General features: G+C 60.6%; 12 protein-coding genes. 6 read left to right on the top strand and 6 right to left on the bottom strand.

From position 1 onward, the window contains the following. Positions 1–3: 3 nt before the first annotated feature. The 3 genes from FHX10_RS14035 to FHX10_RS14025 all read right to left on the bottom strand — a co-directional run bounded on the left by FHX10_RS14035 (position 4) and on the right by FHX10_RS14025 (position 4105). A complete protein-coding gene (locus FHX10_RS14035; RefSeq protein ID WP_047616369.1) occupies positions 4–2208 on the bottom strand; it encodes an RNA degradosome polyphosphate kinase in 2205 nt (734 codons plus the stop codon). Between the two features lie 66 nt (positions 2209–2274). Next, entirely contained in the window at positions 2275–2988 is a 714-nt protein-coding gene (gene hdaA / locus FHX10_RS14030; RefSeq protein ID WP_025570229.1) for a DnaA regulatory inactivator HdaA, read from the bottom strand. After that, entirely contained in the window at positions 2981–4105 is a 1125-nt protein-coding gene (locus FHX10_RS14025; protein WP_097542988.1) for an AI-2E family transporter, read from the bottom strand. Before FHX10_RS14025 ends, hdaA begins: the two co-directional genes overlap by 8 nt. A 245-nt stretch (positions 4106–4350) precedes the next feature. Here FHX10_RS14025 and purM point away from each other — a divergent pair, with 245 nt between their 5' ends. Together purM and purN are read left to right on the top strand one after the other, a co-directional pair. Beyond that, a complete protein-coding gene (purM, locus tag FHX10_RS14020; RefSeq protein WP_025570225.1) occupies positions 4351–5424 on the top strand; it encodes a phosphoribosylformylglycinamidine cyclo-ligase in 1074 nt (357 codons plus the stop codon). Next, complete coding sequence (purN, locus tag FHX10_RS14015) at positions 5421–6092, top strand: phosphoribosylglycinamide formyltransferase (protein ID WP_097542987.1); 672 nt, start codon at positions 5421–5423, stop codon at positions 6090–6092. The genes purM and purN overlap by 4 nt, the downstream gene beginning before the upstream one ends. A gap of 788 nt (positions 6093–6880) precedes the next feature. On the opposite strand, the gene FHX10_RS14010 is transcribed toward purN, so the two are convergent. Beyond that, a complete protein-coding gene (locus tag FHX10_RS14010; protein WP_184389529.1) occupies positions 6881–8050 on the bottom strand; it encodes an alpha-D-ribose 1-methylphosphonate 5-triphosphate diphosphatase in 1170 nt (389 codons plus the stop codon). Positions 8051–8288: 238 nt separating this feature from the next. On the opposite strand from FHX10_RS14010, the gene FHX10_RS14005 reads away from it, so the two are divergent. Both FHX10_RS14005 and FHX10_RS14000 read left to right on the top strand, forming a co-directional pair. Next, positions 8289–8903, top strand: coding sequence for a PadR family transcriptional regulator (locus FHX10_RS14005; RefSeq protein WP_183908284.1), 615 nt, complete (start codon positions 8289–8291; stop codon positions 8901–8903). 10 nt (positions 8904–8913) lie between these two features. After that, entirely contained in the window at positions 8914–10212 is a 1299-nt protein-coding gene (locus FHX10_RS14000; RefSeq protein WP_183908286.1) for an FAD-dependent oxidoreductase, read from the top strand. A 66-nt stretch (positions 10213–10278) separates the two neighbouring features. Here the strand turns inward: FHX10_RS14000 and FHX10_RS13995 are convergent, their stop codons facing one another. Further along, positions 10279–10869 carry an NUDIX domain-containing protein gene (locus FHX10_RS13995; protein WP_184389527.1) on the bottom strand — a complete coding sequence of 197 codons (591 nt, stop codon included), beginning with the start codon at positions 10867–10869 and terminating at the stop codon, positions 10279–10281. Then, the gene (locus tag FHX10_RS13990; protein ID WP_183908288.1) at positions 10866–13070 is read right to left on the bottom strand and encodes a molybdopterin oxidoreductase family protein; all 2205 of its coding nucleotides are present in this window, start codon (positions 13068–13070) and stop codon (positions 10866–10868) included. Before FHX10_RS13990 ends, FHX10_RS13995 begins: the two co-directional genes overlap by 4 nt. Before the next feature lie 16 nt (positions 13071–13086). Between FHX10_RS13990 and FHX10_RS13985 the strand changes: the two genes are divergently transcribed. Together FHX10_RS13985 and FHX10_RS13980 are read left to right on the top strand one after the other, a co-directional pair. Then, positions 13087–13959 (top strand): 23S rRNA (adenine(2030)-N(6))-methyltransferase RlmJ, encoded by an 873-nt coding sequence (locus FHX10_RS13985; protein ID WP_184389525.1) that lies wholly within the window; start codon positions 13087–13089, stop codon positions 13957–13959. Positions 13960–14112: 153 nt separating this feature from the next. Beyond that, complete coding sequence (locus tag FHX10_RS13980; protein ID WP_047616355.1) at positions 14113–14709, top strand: glutathione S-transferase; 597 nt, start codon at positions 14113–14115, stop codon at positions 14707–14709. Positions 14710–14775 lie beyond the last annotated feature (66 nt).

Below are 14775 nucleotides of genomic sequence, written 5' to 3'. Positions count from 1 at the left end.
GTTTTACTTGTTGTTGCGGCCTTCGAGCAGGCCGGCGATCAGCTTCGGCGCACTGGACTTCAGAGCTTCACCACGGCCCGACAGGCTCGGATTGGTCATGAAATACTGCTGCGCATTGAACGGTTCTTCGCCCCTGCGCACTTCCATGCGTCGCGACGTACCGTCGGGCAATATCTCGTAGCTTTGTTGATTGTCAATCACGTTGCCGAGCATAATCTGTGACAAGACTTGCTCGTGAACGGTCGGATTCGTCAGCGGAACCATGGTTTCGACGCGGCGATCGAGGTTTCGCGGCATCATGTCGGCCGAACCGATGTAAACCAGCGCCTTATCGGACGGCAGGCCGTGGCCGTTGCCGAAGCAGAAGATGCGACTGTGTTCGAGGAAGCGGCCGACGATCGACTTGACGCGGATCTTCTCCGAAAGCCCGGGCACCTGCGGGCGCAGGCAGCAGATGCCGCGCACCACCAGATCGATCTCGACGCCGGCATGGCTGGCGCGATAGAGCGCATCGATGATGTCGGGATCGACAAGCGCGTTCATCTTCATCCAGATCGCGGCCGGCGCGCCGTTCCTGGCATGCTGGATCTCCTCCTCGATGTGGCGCAGGATGCGCGGGCGCATCGTATAGGGCGAGATGGCGAGCTGCATGCCCTGTTCAGGCTCGCCGTAGCCGGTGATGAAGTTGAAGATATTCGCCATGTCATGGGCGATGACGGGATTGCAGGTAAAATAGGAAAGGTCGGTATAAATCTTCGCGGTGATCGGGTGGTAGTTGCCCGTTCCGAGGTGGCAATAGGTGCGCAGCTTGCCTTCCTCGCGCCGGACGACCATCGACATCTTGGCATGGGTCTTGAGCTCGATGAAACCGAAGACGACCTGCACGCCGGCGCGTTCGAGATCGCGCGCCCAGCGGATGTTCGCCTCTTCGTCGAAGCGGGCCTTGAGCTCGACCAGCGCCGTCACCGACTTGCCGGCTTCGGCGGCGTCGATCAGGGCGCGGACGATCGGGCTGTCGTTGGAGGTACGGTAAAGCGTCTGCTTTATCGCCAGGACGTCAGGATCGCGCGCAGCCTGGAGAAGAAACTGGACCACCACGTCGAAAGATTCGTAGGGGTGATGGACGACCATGTCCTTTTCGCGGATGGCGGCAAAGCAGTCGCCGGCATGTTCGCGAACGCGCTCGGGAAATCGCGCATTGTAGGGGGCAAACCTGAGATCCTCGCGCGGCGCCTTGGTGATCTCGGACAGGGTGTTCAACGCCAAAAGACCCGGCAGAACGGCGACGCGATTGTCCGGGATATTGAGGGCCTGAACGACGAACTGGCGCAGCGAGGCCGGCATTTCCGAGTCGGTCTCGATGCGGATGACCTTACCGCGGCGGCGGCGCTTCAGCGCCGTTTCGAAAAAGCGGACGAGATCCTCGGCCTCTTCCTCGACTTCGATATCGCTGTCGCGGATGACGCGGAACGTACCGGAACCCTGCACCTCGTAACCCGGGTAGAGCCGATGGATGAAGATGTTGGCGACATCTTCCAGCGTGATGTAGCGGATCGTGTTTCCATCATCCGGCAGACGAACGAAGCGGTCGAGCGCCACCGGCAGGCGCAGCAGCGCCGTCATCGGCTCGCGGCCGTTCTTGCTGACGAGCTGCAGGCCGATCGAGAAGCCGAGATTCGGAATGAAGGGGAACGGATGGGCCGGATCGATCGACAGCGGCGTCAGGACCGGGAAGATCGCCTGTTCGAATTCGGCAGCCAGCCACTGGCGGTCGGCATCGCTCAAGGCGCCGGGGCGCACGATCAGGATGTCTTCCTTGGCGAGATATTGCTGCAGGACGGCGAGCGAGGCCTGCTGCTCCATCTGCAGATGGTCGATCTCCTGCAGGATCGAGTCGAGCTGCTCGGCCGGCGTCTTGCCGTCGGGGCTGCGGATGGCGATGTTCTGGCGCACCTGGCCCTCGAGGCCGGCGACACGCACCATGAAGAATTCATCGAGGTTGGCGGCTGAGATCGACAAGAAGCGGACGCGCTCGAGCAGCGGATGCTCGGTATTCAGCGTTTCTTCGAGGACACGGCGGTTGAACTGCAGCCAGGAGAATTCTCGGTTGATGAAGCGCTCGGGGCTCTTGAGCAGCTCTTCCAGCGGGGGAGTGTTGTCGTTGATCTCGGGAGCGAGTTCTTGATGTTCTGCGACTGCACTATCCATTGTCCGCTTACCCCGTTCTCAATCGCCAAAGGCAATTATATCAGTTTGACGACGGAACTGTGACAGTCAATCGGCCGGTTCTGAATTTCCCAATTCATTCAATACTTCGGCCGCAAGAGACCGGGTGATTTTCGTACCCCGCGACAGGGCCAGCCGGTCGAGCCTTTCGACGATCGTCTGGGCCGCGTTCAGCGACCGCTCCATCCGGTTGACGATATAGAGCACGAGTTTGTCATCTATATAAAGCTGCCGGTCGGCGAAGAGCTTGACGATCACCTGCGACAACAGCGCCTCATCGGGTTCGCCGATCTCGACGACGGTTGCCGCTTTCAGGCGTGAGCGCAGATCGGGCAGCGAAACCGGCCATGACATCGGCCAGAGACGGCTGGTGATCAGCAGGCTGGTGCCGTTTTCGCGCACGCTGTTGATGACGTGGAATAGCGCGTTGTCATCGAAGCCGAGGCGATCGGCGTCCTCGAACAGCACCGGGCCGGCGGCGGCGGCAACGGCGGCATCCGAGCCGAGCTCGGGATGGATGTCGACGGCGCCGCTCAAGTCCCGCCAGATGCGGGCAAGATGCGATTTACCCGAGCCGACCGGGCCGGCGAGCACGACGACCGGCGATGGCCATGCGGGCCAGGCATCGACGATCGAAACGGCGGCGGCGAGACGCTCCGAGATCAGGAGGTCGTCGCGCCCGCTTGCGGCATCGTGCGAAAAGACCAGCGGCAACTGCTCTCCGGCCTTGCGCTTCGGATCAGCGTTCTTGACGTCATTCATTGGGAACTGATTTCGTCTTCCTGGCGCGGCCGCTTGATGACCCGCCAAAATAAAGATCGCTCTGAAGGTAGCGTGAAAGCGCGAAGCGAACAAGGACGCCGACGGCTGCGGCGGCCGGCACGGCGACCAAAAGACCGACGAAACCGAAGAGCGCGCCGAAGGCAAAAAGCGCAAACATCAGCCAGACCGGATGCAGGCCGACGCTGGAACCGACGAGCTTCGGCTGCAGAATGTTGCCTTCCAGGAACTGACCACTGAAGAAGACGACGAGCACCAGCCCGATCCAGGGATAATCCGGCCAGAACTGCACGAGCGCCACGCCGATGGCGAGGACGAGGCCAACCATCGAGCCGACATAGGGAATGAAACTGATCATGCCGGCGAAGAGGCCGATCAGCAGGCCGAAATTCAACCCGACGAGAGAAAGGCCGACGGCATAATAGATGCCGAGGATAAGGCAGAGCGAGCCCTGGCCGCGGATGAAGCCCGCGATCGCCTGGTCGATCTCCTTGGCGATCTGGCGGACATCGCTGACATAATCGCGCGGGATCCACTGATCGACCTTGGCAACCATGCGGTCCCAGTCCAGCAGGATATAGAAGGCGACGACGGGGGTGACGACGAGCAGCGATATGACGTCGACGATCGCCTTGCCGGAATTCCAGATCTGCGCGAAGAGCCCGGTGAGGAACCCCATACCCTCCGACAGGATGCCGGAGAGATTGTCCTTGATCGCGCCCATCTGGTTCTCGACCCAGTCCGGCAGCAGCGAATTCTGCGCCTGCGTGATGAACTGCTGCAACTGGCTGATATAACCCGGCAGACGCTCGGCAAAATCGTTGAACTGGCTGATGAGCACCGGAATGAGGATCATCAGCGCTAAGGCGAAGACGATGACGAAGGCGACCAGAATGCCGATGGTCGCCATCATGCGGCTCAGGCCCAGGCGTTCAAGCCGGTCGGCCACCGGATCGAGGAAATAGGCGATCGCCATGCCGGCGATGAAAGGCAGCAGGATCGAGCTGAAGACATAGAGAAAGACGATGAAGAAGACGAGCACTGCCAGCCAGAAGAAGATCTGACGCTTGAGACTGTTGCCGCTGACATGCTGTGGCATCGCTTCCCCGTTGATTGCTCGCCGCCGCCAAACGCCGCATCCGATCCGAAGCGGCCATTCAGCACATAGGATGCAGGCGCAAAGATGGTCAACCCTGTCGCGTCAAATCCCGGAAAGGGTGGAGGGAGACGCGGGAAATTGGGGGCTTTTGCCATGCAACGCTTGCATAAACGCCCCTGTCATGCAATTGCGACCGGCAGATGACGCGGCACGTTTGCCGCCTGAAATAGCCATCGGAGACCAGCATGAGCCAGTCTGGGAAAAACGGCCTGACATATAGCGATGCAGGCGTCGATATCGATGCCGGCAACCTCCTCGTCGAGAAGATCAAGCCGGCAGTGCGTTCGACGCGCCGTCCCGGCGCCGATGGCGAGATCGGCGGCTTCGGCGGGCTCTTCGACCTCAAGGCGGCGGGCTTCAGCGATCCGGTTCTGGTCGCCGCCAATGACGGCGTCGGCACCAAGCTGAAGATCGCCATCGATGCCGACTATCACGACACCGTCGGCATCGACCTCGTCGCCATGTGCGTCAACGATCTCGTGGTGCAGGGCGCCGAGCCGCTGTTCTTCCTCGATTATTTCGCGACCGGCAAGCTCGACCCCGACCAGGGCGCAGCCATCGTCGGCGGCATTGCCGCCGGCTGCCGCGAGGCCGGCTGCGCGCTGATCGGCGGCGAGACCGCCGAGATGCCCGGCATGTATTCCTCCGGCGACTACGATCTCGCCGGTTTTGCCGTGGGTGCTGCCGAACGCGGCAAGCTGCTGCCCTCGGGCGATATCGCCGAGGGTGACGTGATCCTCGGCCTCGCCTCCTCCGGCGTCCATTCCAACGGCTTTTCGCTGGTACGCAAGATCGTGGAACTGTCCGGCCTCGACTGGAGCGCCGCCGCACCTTTTGCCGAAGGCAGGCTGCTCGGCGAAGCGCTGCTCGAGCCGACCCGCATCTATGTGAAGCCGCTTCTGAAGGCGATCCGCGAGACCGGCGCCATCAAGGCGCTGGCGCACATCACCGGCGGCGGTTTCCCGGAAAACATTCCGCGCGTCTTGCCGAAACACCTAGCCGCCGAGATCGATCTTGATGCCGTCAAGGTTCCAGCGGTGTTTTCGTGGCTCGCCAAGACGGGCGGCGTCGAATCCAGGGAAATGCTGCGCACCTTCAATTGCGGCGTCGGCATGATCGCCGTCGTTGCCGTCGAGAACGTCGCGGCCGTTTCGGCCGCCCTCGAAGCCGAGGGCGAGACTGTGATCACGCTCGGCCGCATGATCGCCCGCGACGAAGGCGCTGCCGGCACGGTCTACAAGGGCACGCTTGCGATATGAGCGCACCGCGCAAACGCGTCGTCGTCTTCATATCAGGCAGCGGCTCCAACATGATGGCGTTGGTTGCGGCGGCGAAGGCCGCCGACTATCCGGCCGAGATCGTCGGGGTGATCTCCGACAAGGCGGATGCCGGCGGGCTTGCCAAGGCTGATGCCGAAGGCATCGCCACCTTCGCTTTCCCCCGCAAGGACTACGCCAGCAAGGACGCGCATGAGGCGGCGATCTTTTCGGCGCTCGACGAGCTTTCGCCCGACATTCTGTGCCTGGCAGGCTACATGCGGCTACTGACGGCAACTTTCATCCAGCGTTACGAAGGCCGGATGCTCAACATCCACCCTTCCCTGCTGCCGCTGTTTCCCGGCCTGCATACGCATCAGCGGGCGATCGACGCCGGGATGCGGATCGCGGGCTGCACGGTGCATTTCGTCACCGAGGGCATGGATGAAGGGCCGGTGATCGGCCAGGCGGTCGTACCGGTTCTCTCGGGCGACACAGCCGAAAGCCTTGCCGCGCGTGTGCTCACCATCGAACATCAAATCTATCCGCAGGCGCTGCGGCTGTTTGCCGAAGGCCGGGTGACGATGGAAGGCGGCAAGGCCGTCGGCGCGGAGGCCTCGACCGCCGCACCCAAGGCACAGCTGATTTCGCTGATCGGCGACCGCGCTTAGATTGCTGCGCTATTTTCTGAAAGCCTGTAACTTTATCAGGTCTTCCCTACTGATCTCAACACCGGAGCTTTCGGAAAGAATTGAGCAGCGCTCGCCGCTATGACCCCAAAATAATCACAGAGGTCAGCCAACTGATTCCATCCTGTGGTATCAGGTATTCTTGATTCTCCTTCTGAGCCATCGCTTGGCCACCAGAACAATATTTCCAATGATTACGTAAGAGGACAAAAACAATAGAGGAAGGTGAATCGCGACCGAGCCGTAACCTCCCCTCTCACACAGCGTCTCTACTGAAGCTTGACTTAAAACAATCTTGGATCCGCTCAATATCGTAGCAAATGTATAGTTGAATATTACAAAATATATTACAACAAAAACAAATATTCCCCTGTCGTATATATAACAAAAAACAACAGAAATCAAAGAAATAAATATCAGAACAAATCCTGGATACTTATATACAAATATAATCGCATTCAATAAGGAAGCAGCCGATTTTTCGCATTGTATATATTTGCCACCTATATAGACTTTCGGGATACCATATTGGTTGTCGTAGTAAATTGACACAACAATTACACATATTGTCGCGATTCCACTTAAAACGAGCGGTAGCAGCCCCCACTCCTTGTGCAGCAATCTCGGCTCAGATGACATCTTGACTCCGCATCGTTGGCGTCTTGTTCCGGAGTTATGTGATAGTCGGGGTACCGTCGACGAGAAAGCCAGCTTAGCCGGGATCTCGTCATTCTGTGGTGGAGGGATTATTTCGACGCTCAGACGTGCAGCTAAGCCGCCAAAGCCCGCAGCGGATGCAGCGTGCCGTCGCTGTAGACGAAGCGGCCGGCGCGGAAAGTGGCGCGGATGCGGTTGATATCGCCCGGTTCGACCACGACGAGATCGGCGCGCTGACCAAGGGCGATCTCGCCACGATCCGACAGACCGGCCGAGCGGGCCGCATTGCCGGTCGCCATGGCAACGGCTGCCGGCAGGCCGCCTTCCACCATGTCGGCAAGCTTGAAGATGCCGGGCACGAAGGCGGCCGGATGATAATCGGCGGCGATGACGCTGAGCAGGCCGGCCCTTGCGGCATCGAGGGCGCTGAGATTGCCCGACATCGACTGGCCGCGCAGCGCGTTCGGCGCGCCCATCAGCGTCCAGAGGCCACGGCGGCGCGCCTCTTCCGCCGCAGGCGCCGTGACCGGAAACTCGCTGATGGTCACGCCGAGATCATACATTTCGGCGACCTTTTCGACGCTGTCATCGTCATGCGAGGCAAGCGACAGCTTGTGCTTCAGCGACAGCGCGACAATCTCCTTCAGCTTGGCCTCGATGTCAGGATTGTTGCGCATGGCGATGCGCTTGGCGACGATCTCCGCCGCCATGTCCTCTGAGATGGCGCGGCGCTCGGAAATGCTGAGGATGTAGCTCTGCAGATTGTTGTATTGGCCCTGGCCCGGCGTGTGGTCGGTCAGCGACACCATGTCGATCTGGTCGGCATTCAGCAGACGCTCGAGTGCCGGGGCTGCACCGACATTGGTGATTTCGTAGCGGGCATGGACGCGGTGGTCGATCAGCAGATCATCGCGCAGACGGTTGATGCCCTCGATCACTGCCGAGGTCGTCTCCAGCGAACGGACATGGCCGTAGACGCTCTCGGTCGCAAAAGAGACGGCGGCAAAGGCGGTCGTGACACCGGCGGCGGCAAGCTTCTTGTCGAGTTCGTGGATGCCGAAATCGATCGGCATCGTCGCGTTCGGCCGCGGGGCGATCTCGCGCTCGATCATGTCGCCGTGCAGATCGACGAATCCGGGCATCAGCAGCCGTCCGCCGCCATCGACGGCAGCGGCGGCGACCGGCTCCGGCCTGATCTCAGCGATGACGCCATCCTCAACACGCACGGCACCTTCACTCACCACCTCGTTTGGGAGAACGAGGGTGAAATTGCTGAGCCACATGGGCTTTCTCCTGACCGCATCCGATGATTGACAAGCCGCAGCGGATAAAACCGCTTCGTGACAGTCGTATGAAATTTCGAGCGCGATCACCTTAAAGCGGAAACTTGCGCTTTGGAATTGGTTGAATGCGCTCGCCGCGCGGATTCACGACCATCGTTTCAAACAGCGCGAGTCTCGAATCCAGCGACCTGGAGCCTTCGAATTGACTAGTTATAAATAAACTAGTAGTATTATTACTATGACATCTATCAAACGCTCTCCAGTCGCGCTCGCCGTCCTTGCAATGCTCATGGAAGAGCCAATGCATCCTTACCGAATGCAGCGGCTCATCAAGGAGCGCGGCAAGGACGAAGTGATCAATGTCACGCAGAGGGCGAGCCTTTATCAAACAATCCAGCGGCTCGAACGCGAGGGCTTGATCATCCCGCGGAAAACAGTCCGGGACGACAAGCGTCCAGAGCGAACCGTGTACGAGATAACCGAGAAAGGCCGCGAAATCGCGCTGGAATGGATGCGGGCGATATTGTCGACCCTGACGCGAGAATATCCGGAATTCCCCGCGGCGATGTCATTTCTTCCGCTGCTTACGCCTGATGATGTGGCGAGCCAGCTTGAGCTCAGAGCAAAAGCCATCGAGTCGGAACTTCGCAGGATCGACGACGTCTTGCAGGAAGCTCAGGCTGTTCCAAGGCTCTTCCTTCTCGAGATGGAATATCTCCGAGCGATCCACGCAGCCGAATTATCCTGGGTCAGTGGCATTGTCGGGGACCTCCGCGCCCAGCGTATCACCTGGACAGAGGAGTGGCTGAGACAGATCGCCGCCAAATTCTCCATCGCCCCCAAACTCGACTAGGACCAACACCATGAAGGTTTTGATTATCGGCGCCGGGACCGGCGGTTTGGCACTCGCACATCTGCTTAAGCAGGCTGGGGTTTGCATAGCGGTATATGAGCGCGACTTTGCGCCGAGCACCGACAGTGGTGGTTATCGCGTCGGCATCAGCCCGGCTGGAAGCCGCGCGCTAAAAGCCTGTGTCCCCGGCGAACTCTACGATCTCTATGTCGCCACCTGCGCCAGGTCGCCACGCTATTTCAACATGCTCACTGAACAACTGGGCGAAGTCCTGAGCTTCGATATCGATGATGCAGGCCCGAACACCCTCGACGGTGAAAAGAACGTCATTCGAAAGACGCTGAGGCGGGTTCTGCTCAGAGGACTTGAAGACGACGTCTTCTTCGGGAAGACGCTTCAAAGTTACACAAACAGCGCCGACGGGTCGGTCATAGCTTGCTTTCAGGATGGAAGTCTCGCGACGGGAGATGTGCTGGTGGGCGCTGACGGCACGAATTCGACTGTACGCAAGCAACGTCTGCCGGAAGCGCGTCTGGAAGACACGGGGATCGTGTCGCTCGGGGGCAAAATTCCGATGACGGTCGCGACGAAAGCTCTGCTGTCGGACAAAATGTTTCAAGGCATGTCGCTGATCATGGCGCCGATGGGCTTCGGCGCAATCATTCACTCGCTCGAGTTCGCCGGCACTAGAAGCGACCCAGATTTTGTTGCTCGTTGGCCGGACTTCGTCGAAGCACTCGACGAGGACAGCGTCGGTTGGGGGGTATGGGGCGCTCGGCAGAACTGGCCGCGGGACCCGACCGGTCTGAGCGGCGAACAATTGAGAGAACTGGGCTTGAAACTCACCCGGGACTGGCATCCGCACTTACATGCGCTCATTCAGATGACGGAGCCCTCGACGATCCACGATATCAGGATGAGAACCGCCGTCCCGCTGACGCCTTGGGCGAGTTCGAATGTCACTCTGCTCGGTGACGCCGTCCATACGATGACACCAGGACGAGGCGCGGGCGCCAATACCGCGCTTCGCGATGCCGCACTGCTCGGACGCATGCTGGTTGAAGCGAACCAAGGGCGAAAACCGCTTGTCGAAGCCATACATGCCTACGAAGTCGAGATGCTTCGCTACAGTACCGAAGCAATCCGAGAATCGAAAAAGCAGATGGATGCCCGCGACCTGGTCCATCGGCCGATTGTCGGCAGACTTCAACTCGCTGTCACGCGCGGCGTAATGCGCATCATCAATGCGATACCTGCACTGAAGCAGCGCGCCTTTCAGCAGATGATGCGAGTTCGCGGGGAAAACTAAACGGGTCGCGGATCATGTCGATCTGCCCGAAGTAACTTGACGAACCAGGTCTCGATCGCCTTACCGCTAATGAAGTTTGCCCCTGTTCAAAAGCGCCCATTGCAAGAGCACGATCGTCTTGGCATCGAAGATCTCGCCAGTTTCGATCATTGCCGCGGCCGCGTCGAGCGGGACTTCGAGGACCTCGATATCCTCGTGCTCTTCGTCCAGGCCGCCGCCTTCCGCCACGCGGTCGGCGGTGTCGATGAGGGCTGCGAAGAAGTGGACGACCTCGGTGACGGCGCCCGGCGAGGTATAGGATTTGAACAGGAAGCGCGCGTCGCGCAGGCGATAGCCGGTCTCCTCCATCGCCTCGCGGCGGATCGCCGCCTCGGGATGATCATCGTCGAGAAGGCCGGCCGGCACCTCGATTGTCCAGGCGGGATCGCCGTTGAGATGAACAGGGAGGCGGAACTGGCGGACGAGCACGACAAGGCCGCGCCTGGGATCATAAAGCAGGATGCAGGCGGCGGGCGTGCGGTGATAGACTTCCCGCTTCAACCGCTGGGTTGCGCCCTTGCGGTCGATATAATCGAGCAGGTAGCTGGCGAGCCGCGTCCACCCATTCGACAAAATTTCCCCGCTGACGATCTTCACGCGTGATGTCGGCTGCATCATGCTGCGTCCCTGCGAAGCCAGACCTTGTTGTCGTGAACGGCCGCCCCGCCATAGGGTGCGACGGGGTCGGCGCCGGTCAAGACATTGATGCCCTCGCCATCGACATGCGCCTTGTTCGGCCAAAGCCCCTCGGCGATCAGCACGCCGGATTTCACTTCGGTGGTGATGCGGGCGTGGATGCGCAGATCGCCGCGGCTGTTGCCAATGCGAACGAGATCGCCATGGGCGATGCCATTGGCTTCGGCGTCGGCGGGATTGATCATCACCTCGGGGCGCCCTTCCTTTTGGCGAGAGGTCTTGGTCTCGGAGAAGCTCGAATTCAGGAAGTTGCGGGCGGGCGACGTGGCCAGCCGGAAAGGATGCTCGGAATCGGCGACTTCGATGACATCGACCTGATCAGGGAAGGCCGGAAGCTCGGCATGCGGCCCGAGCACCCCGATGGCGGCCGGCGGCTTGTTCGGCGCCGGCTGATTGATCCAGTCCGGGCGAAAGTGGAACTTGCCATCCGGATGGGCAAAGCCGTTCAGATAATGCGCCTCCTCGAAGGCGGGCTGGCGATCGAACCATTTGTGTTCGAGGAAATGCTCATAATCCGGCAGGCCGCTCGATTCGAGGATGCGGTCGACCATCTCGCGGGCGGTGAAGCCGAAGCCGGGACGATCGGCGACGCCGAGGCGTTTGGCCAGTTCCTCGATGACGAAGAGATTGGTGCGCACGGTCGGCGGCGGCTCGACCAGCTTCGGCCCCAGCAGGATATGGTTCTGGCCGCCGGCCCGGTAGATATCGTCATGCTCGACAAACATCGTCGCCGGAATGACGATATCGGCGATCTCAGCCGTTTCGGTCATGAACTGCTCGTGGACGGCGACGAAGAGGTCGTTGCGGGCAAAGCCGCGTCTGACGAGGCGCTGCTCGGGGGCGATGTTGGCGGGATTGGTGTTCTGGATCAGCATCGCCGTCACCGGGCCGCGATGACGGAGCGCCACCGCATCACCGGTCAGCACCCGGCCGATCTGCGACTGGTCGAGCATGCGGATATCGGCATCCTTCATCGACCGGCCGGTCAGTTCGGCGCTGTTCATGCGGAAAATATCGCTGTTCGAATGGAAGGCGCCGCCGCCTTCATATTGCCAGGAGCCGAGAACGGTGGCGATCGAGGCGGCCGCATGCATGGCGACCGCGCCGTTGCGCTGGCGGGTGAAGCCATAGCCCAGGCGGAAGAAGGTCTTCTTCGTGGTGCCGACGAGGCTGGCGAAGGCTTCGATCTCCTCGACCGAAAGACCGGTGATGGCGGCAGCCCATTGCGGAGTCCTGGTTTTCAGATGCGCTTCGAGACCCTCGGGATCGTCGGCATACCGCGCCATATAATCACGGTTGGCATGGCCGTCGCGGAAGGCGATGTGCATGACGGCGCAGGCGAGTGCTGCATCGGTACCCGGCCTGACGATCAACGCCATGTCGGCCTGCTTCATCGTCGGATTGTCGTAAATGTCGATGACGACGATCTTGGCGCCGCGCTCCTTGCGCGACTTGATGGCGTGGGTCATCACATTGACCTGCGTCGAGACCGCGTTGGTGCCCCAGATGACGACGCAATCGGTGCGGCCCATCTCGCGCGGATCGGGACCACGCAGCGTGCCGGTCGCCATGGTGAAGCCGGTCCAGGCGGGGTTGGTGCAGATCGAGGAGAAGAAGCCGGAGTAACGCTTGGCATGACGCAGACGATCGATCGAATCGCGCTGCACCCAGCCCATGGTGCCAGCGTAGAAATAGGGCCAGATCGCCTCGCTGCCGTCCCTCGCCTCGGCCTTCACAAAGGCTTCGGCGATCTCATCCAGCGCATCGTCCCAGGAAATCTGCTGCCACTGCCCTGCCCCCTTGGCGCCGGCGCGGCGCAAGGGATGCATCAGGCGGTCGGGATGGTAGAGCCGCTCGGCATAACGGGCGACCTTGGCGCAGATGACGCCCGACGTGTAGGAATGGTCATTGGCGCCGCGCACGCGGCCGATGCGGCCATCCTCTGATATATCGACCTCCAGCGCGCAGGTGGAGGGACAGTCATGCGGACAGGCGGTGTGGCCCACCCTGTTGTCCGGCTTTTCTGATTTGGCGTGGATGGGGGTCGCAATGTTCATGGCATTTGTATATTCCAAGGCCTGCACGGCCAAAAGCCACAAAAGCTCGCCATGACGCGAATTCATACGGACATCAGCGAAAATGAACTACCGCCACATCTACCACGCGGGCAACTTTGCCGATGTGCTGAAACATGCCGTGCTGGCGCGGCTGATCCGCTACATGCAGAAGAAGGATGGGGCGTTCCGCGTGCTCGACACGCATGCCGGCATCGGCCTCTACGACCTCTCCTCCGAGGAAACGCAGAAAACCGGCGAATGGCTCGAGGGCATCGGCAAGCTGATGGAGGCCGAGTTCGGACCTCAGGTTTCCGAACTGCTTGAGCCCTACCTCTGGGCAATCCGCGAACTCAACCCAGAGGGCGGCATCCGCTTCTATCCTGGATCGCCGAAACTTGCGCGCATGCTGTTCCGCCCGCAGGACCGGCTGTCGGCCATGGAACTGCACCCCGAGGACTTTATCAGGCTGCACCGGCTGTTCGAGGGCGATCACCATGCCCGCATCACCGAGCTCGACGGCTGGCTGGCGCTCGGCGCGCATCTGCCGCCGAAGGAGAAGCGCGGCATCGTGCTCGTCGATCCGCCCTTCGAGGAAGAGGATGAATATCAGCGTCTGGCCGAAGGGTTGGAAAAGGCCTATCGGCGTTTTCCCGGCGGCACCTATTGCCTGTGGTATCCACTGAAGAAGGGCGCGCCGATCAAGGAATTCCACGAGAGCCTGCAGGCGCTCGACATCCCGAAAATGCTCTGCGCCGAACTCGTGGTTCGCAGCGACCGCGGCACTACCGGATTGACGGGCTCAGGCCTCGTCATCGTCAACCCGCCCTTCACGCTGAAGGACGAGTTGCACCAATTGCTGCCCGCATTGAAGGACCATCTGGCGCAGGATCGTTTCGCCTCGCACCGCGCCTTCTGGCTACGCGGCGAGAACAAGGCCATAAAGGACGATAGCTAACTACAGCACCGCGCGTCTTTTCAGACGCGCAAAGACGCCGTAGCACTTTGAATTTGCGCATAATCCTTTCCGAAAATCGATTTCGATTTTCGGGGTTATGCGCTAGCTTCGCGGATAGTCCGCGCCGCAATCCACAATCTCATCAGGTGTCCCATGAAGCTCCTTTGTTCGCCCGCCTCGCCCTATTCCAACAAGGTGCGGATGGCCGCGCATTTTCTGGAGCTGGAGTTGAACGCCATCCGGGTCGACACCAATACCGGACCGGCGATCCTGGTGGATAACAATCCGCTCGGCAAGATTCCGACGCTTCTGACCGATGACGGGCTTTCGATCTATGACAGCGTGGCGATCATGCATTATTTCGACCGGCTGACGAAGGGTGGGCTCTACCCCTCCAAGAAGGGCAAGCGCACGGATGCGGAAATCCTCGAGGCGCTCTGCGACGGCATCTGCGACTGCCTGCTGGCGATCGTCTATGAGCGGCGCTTCCGCGACGAGGAAAAGGTTCACCAGCCGTGGATCGACCGGCAATGGAAGAAGGCGACGAGCGGGCTCGCGCATCTGAGCGCCAATCCGCCGAAGCTCGGCAAGAAGCTCAGCGGCGGGCATTTCGCGCTGGCCGCGACGCTCGATTATCTTGAACTGCGCTTCAAGGACCAGTGGGAGGCCGATCATGCGCCGCTCACCGACTGGCTGCGGCAGTTCGGCAAGAAATTCCCTGCCCATAACGAGCTCAAGTCCCAGGGCTGAGTGTGCTCAAAGCGCACGGCTGAACGACCGGACCAACAAGCGCACAGCAAAAAGCCGGGCGATGAG

The sequence above is a fragment of the Rhizobium sp. BK591 genome, assembly GCF_014195045.1.
GTDB classification, from domain to species: Bacteria; Pseudomonadota; Alphaproteobacteria; order Rhizobiales; family Rhizobiaceae; genus Rhizobium; species Rhizobium anhuiense.
This window is presented reverse-complemented; position numbering and strand designations above follow the sequence as displayed.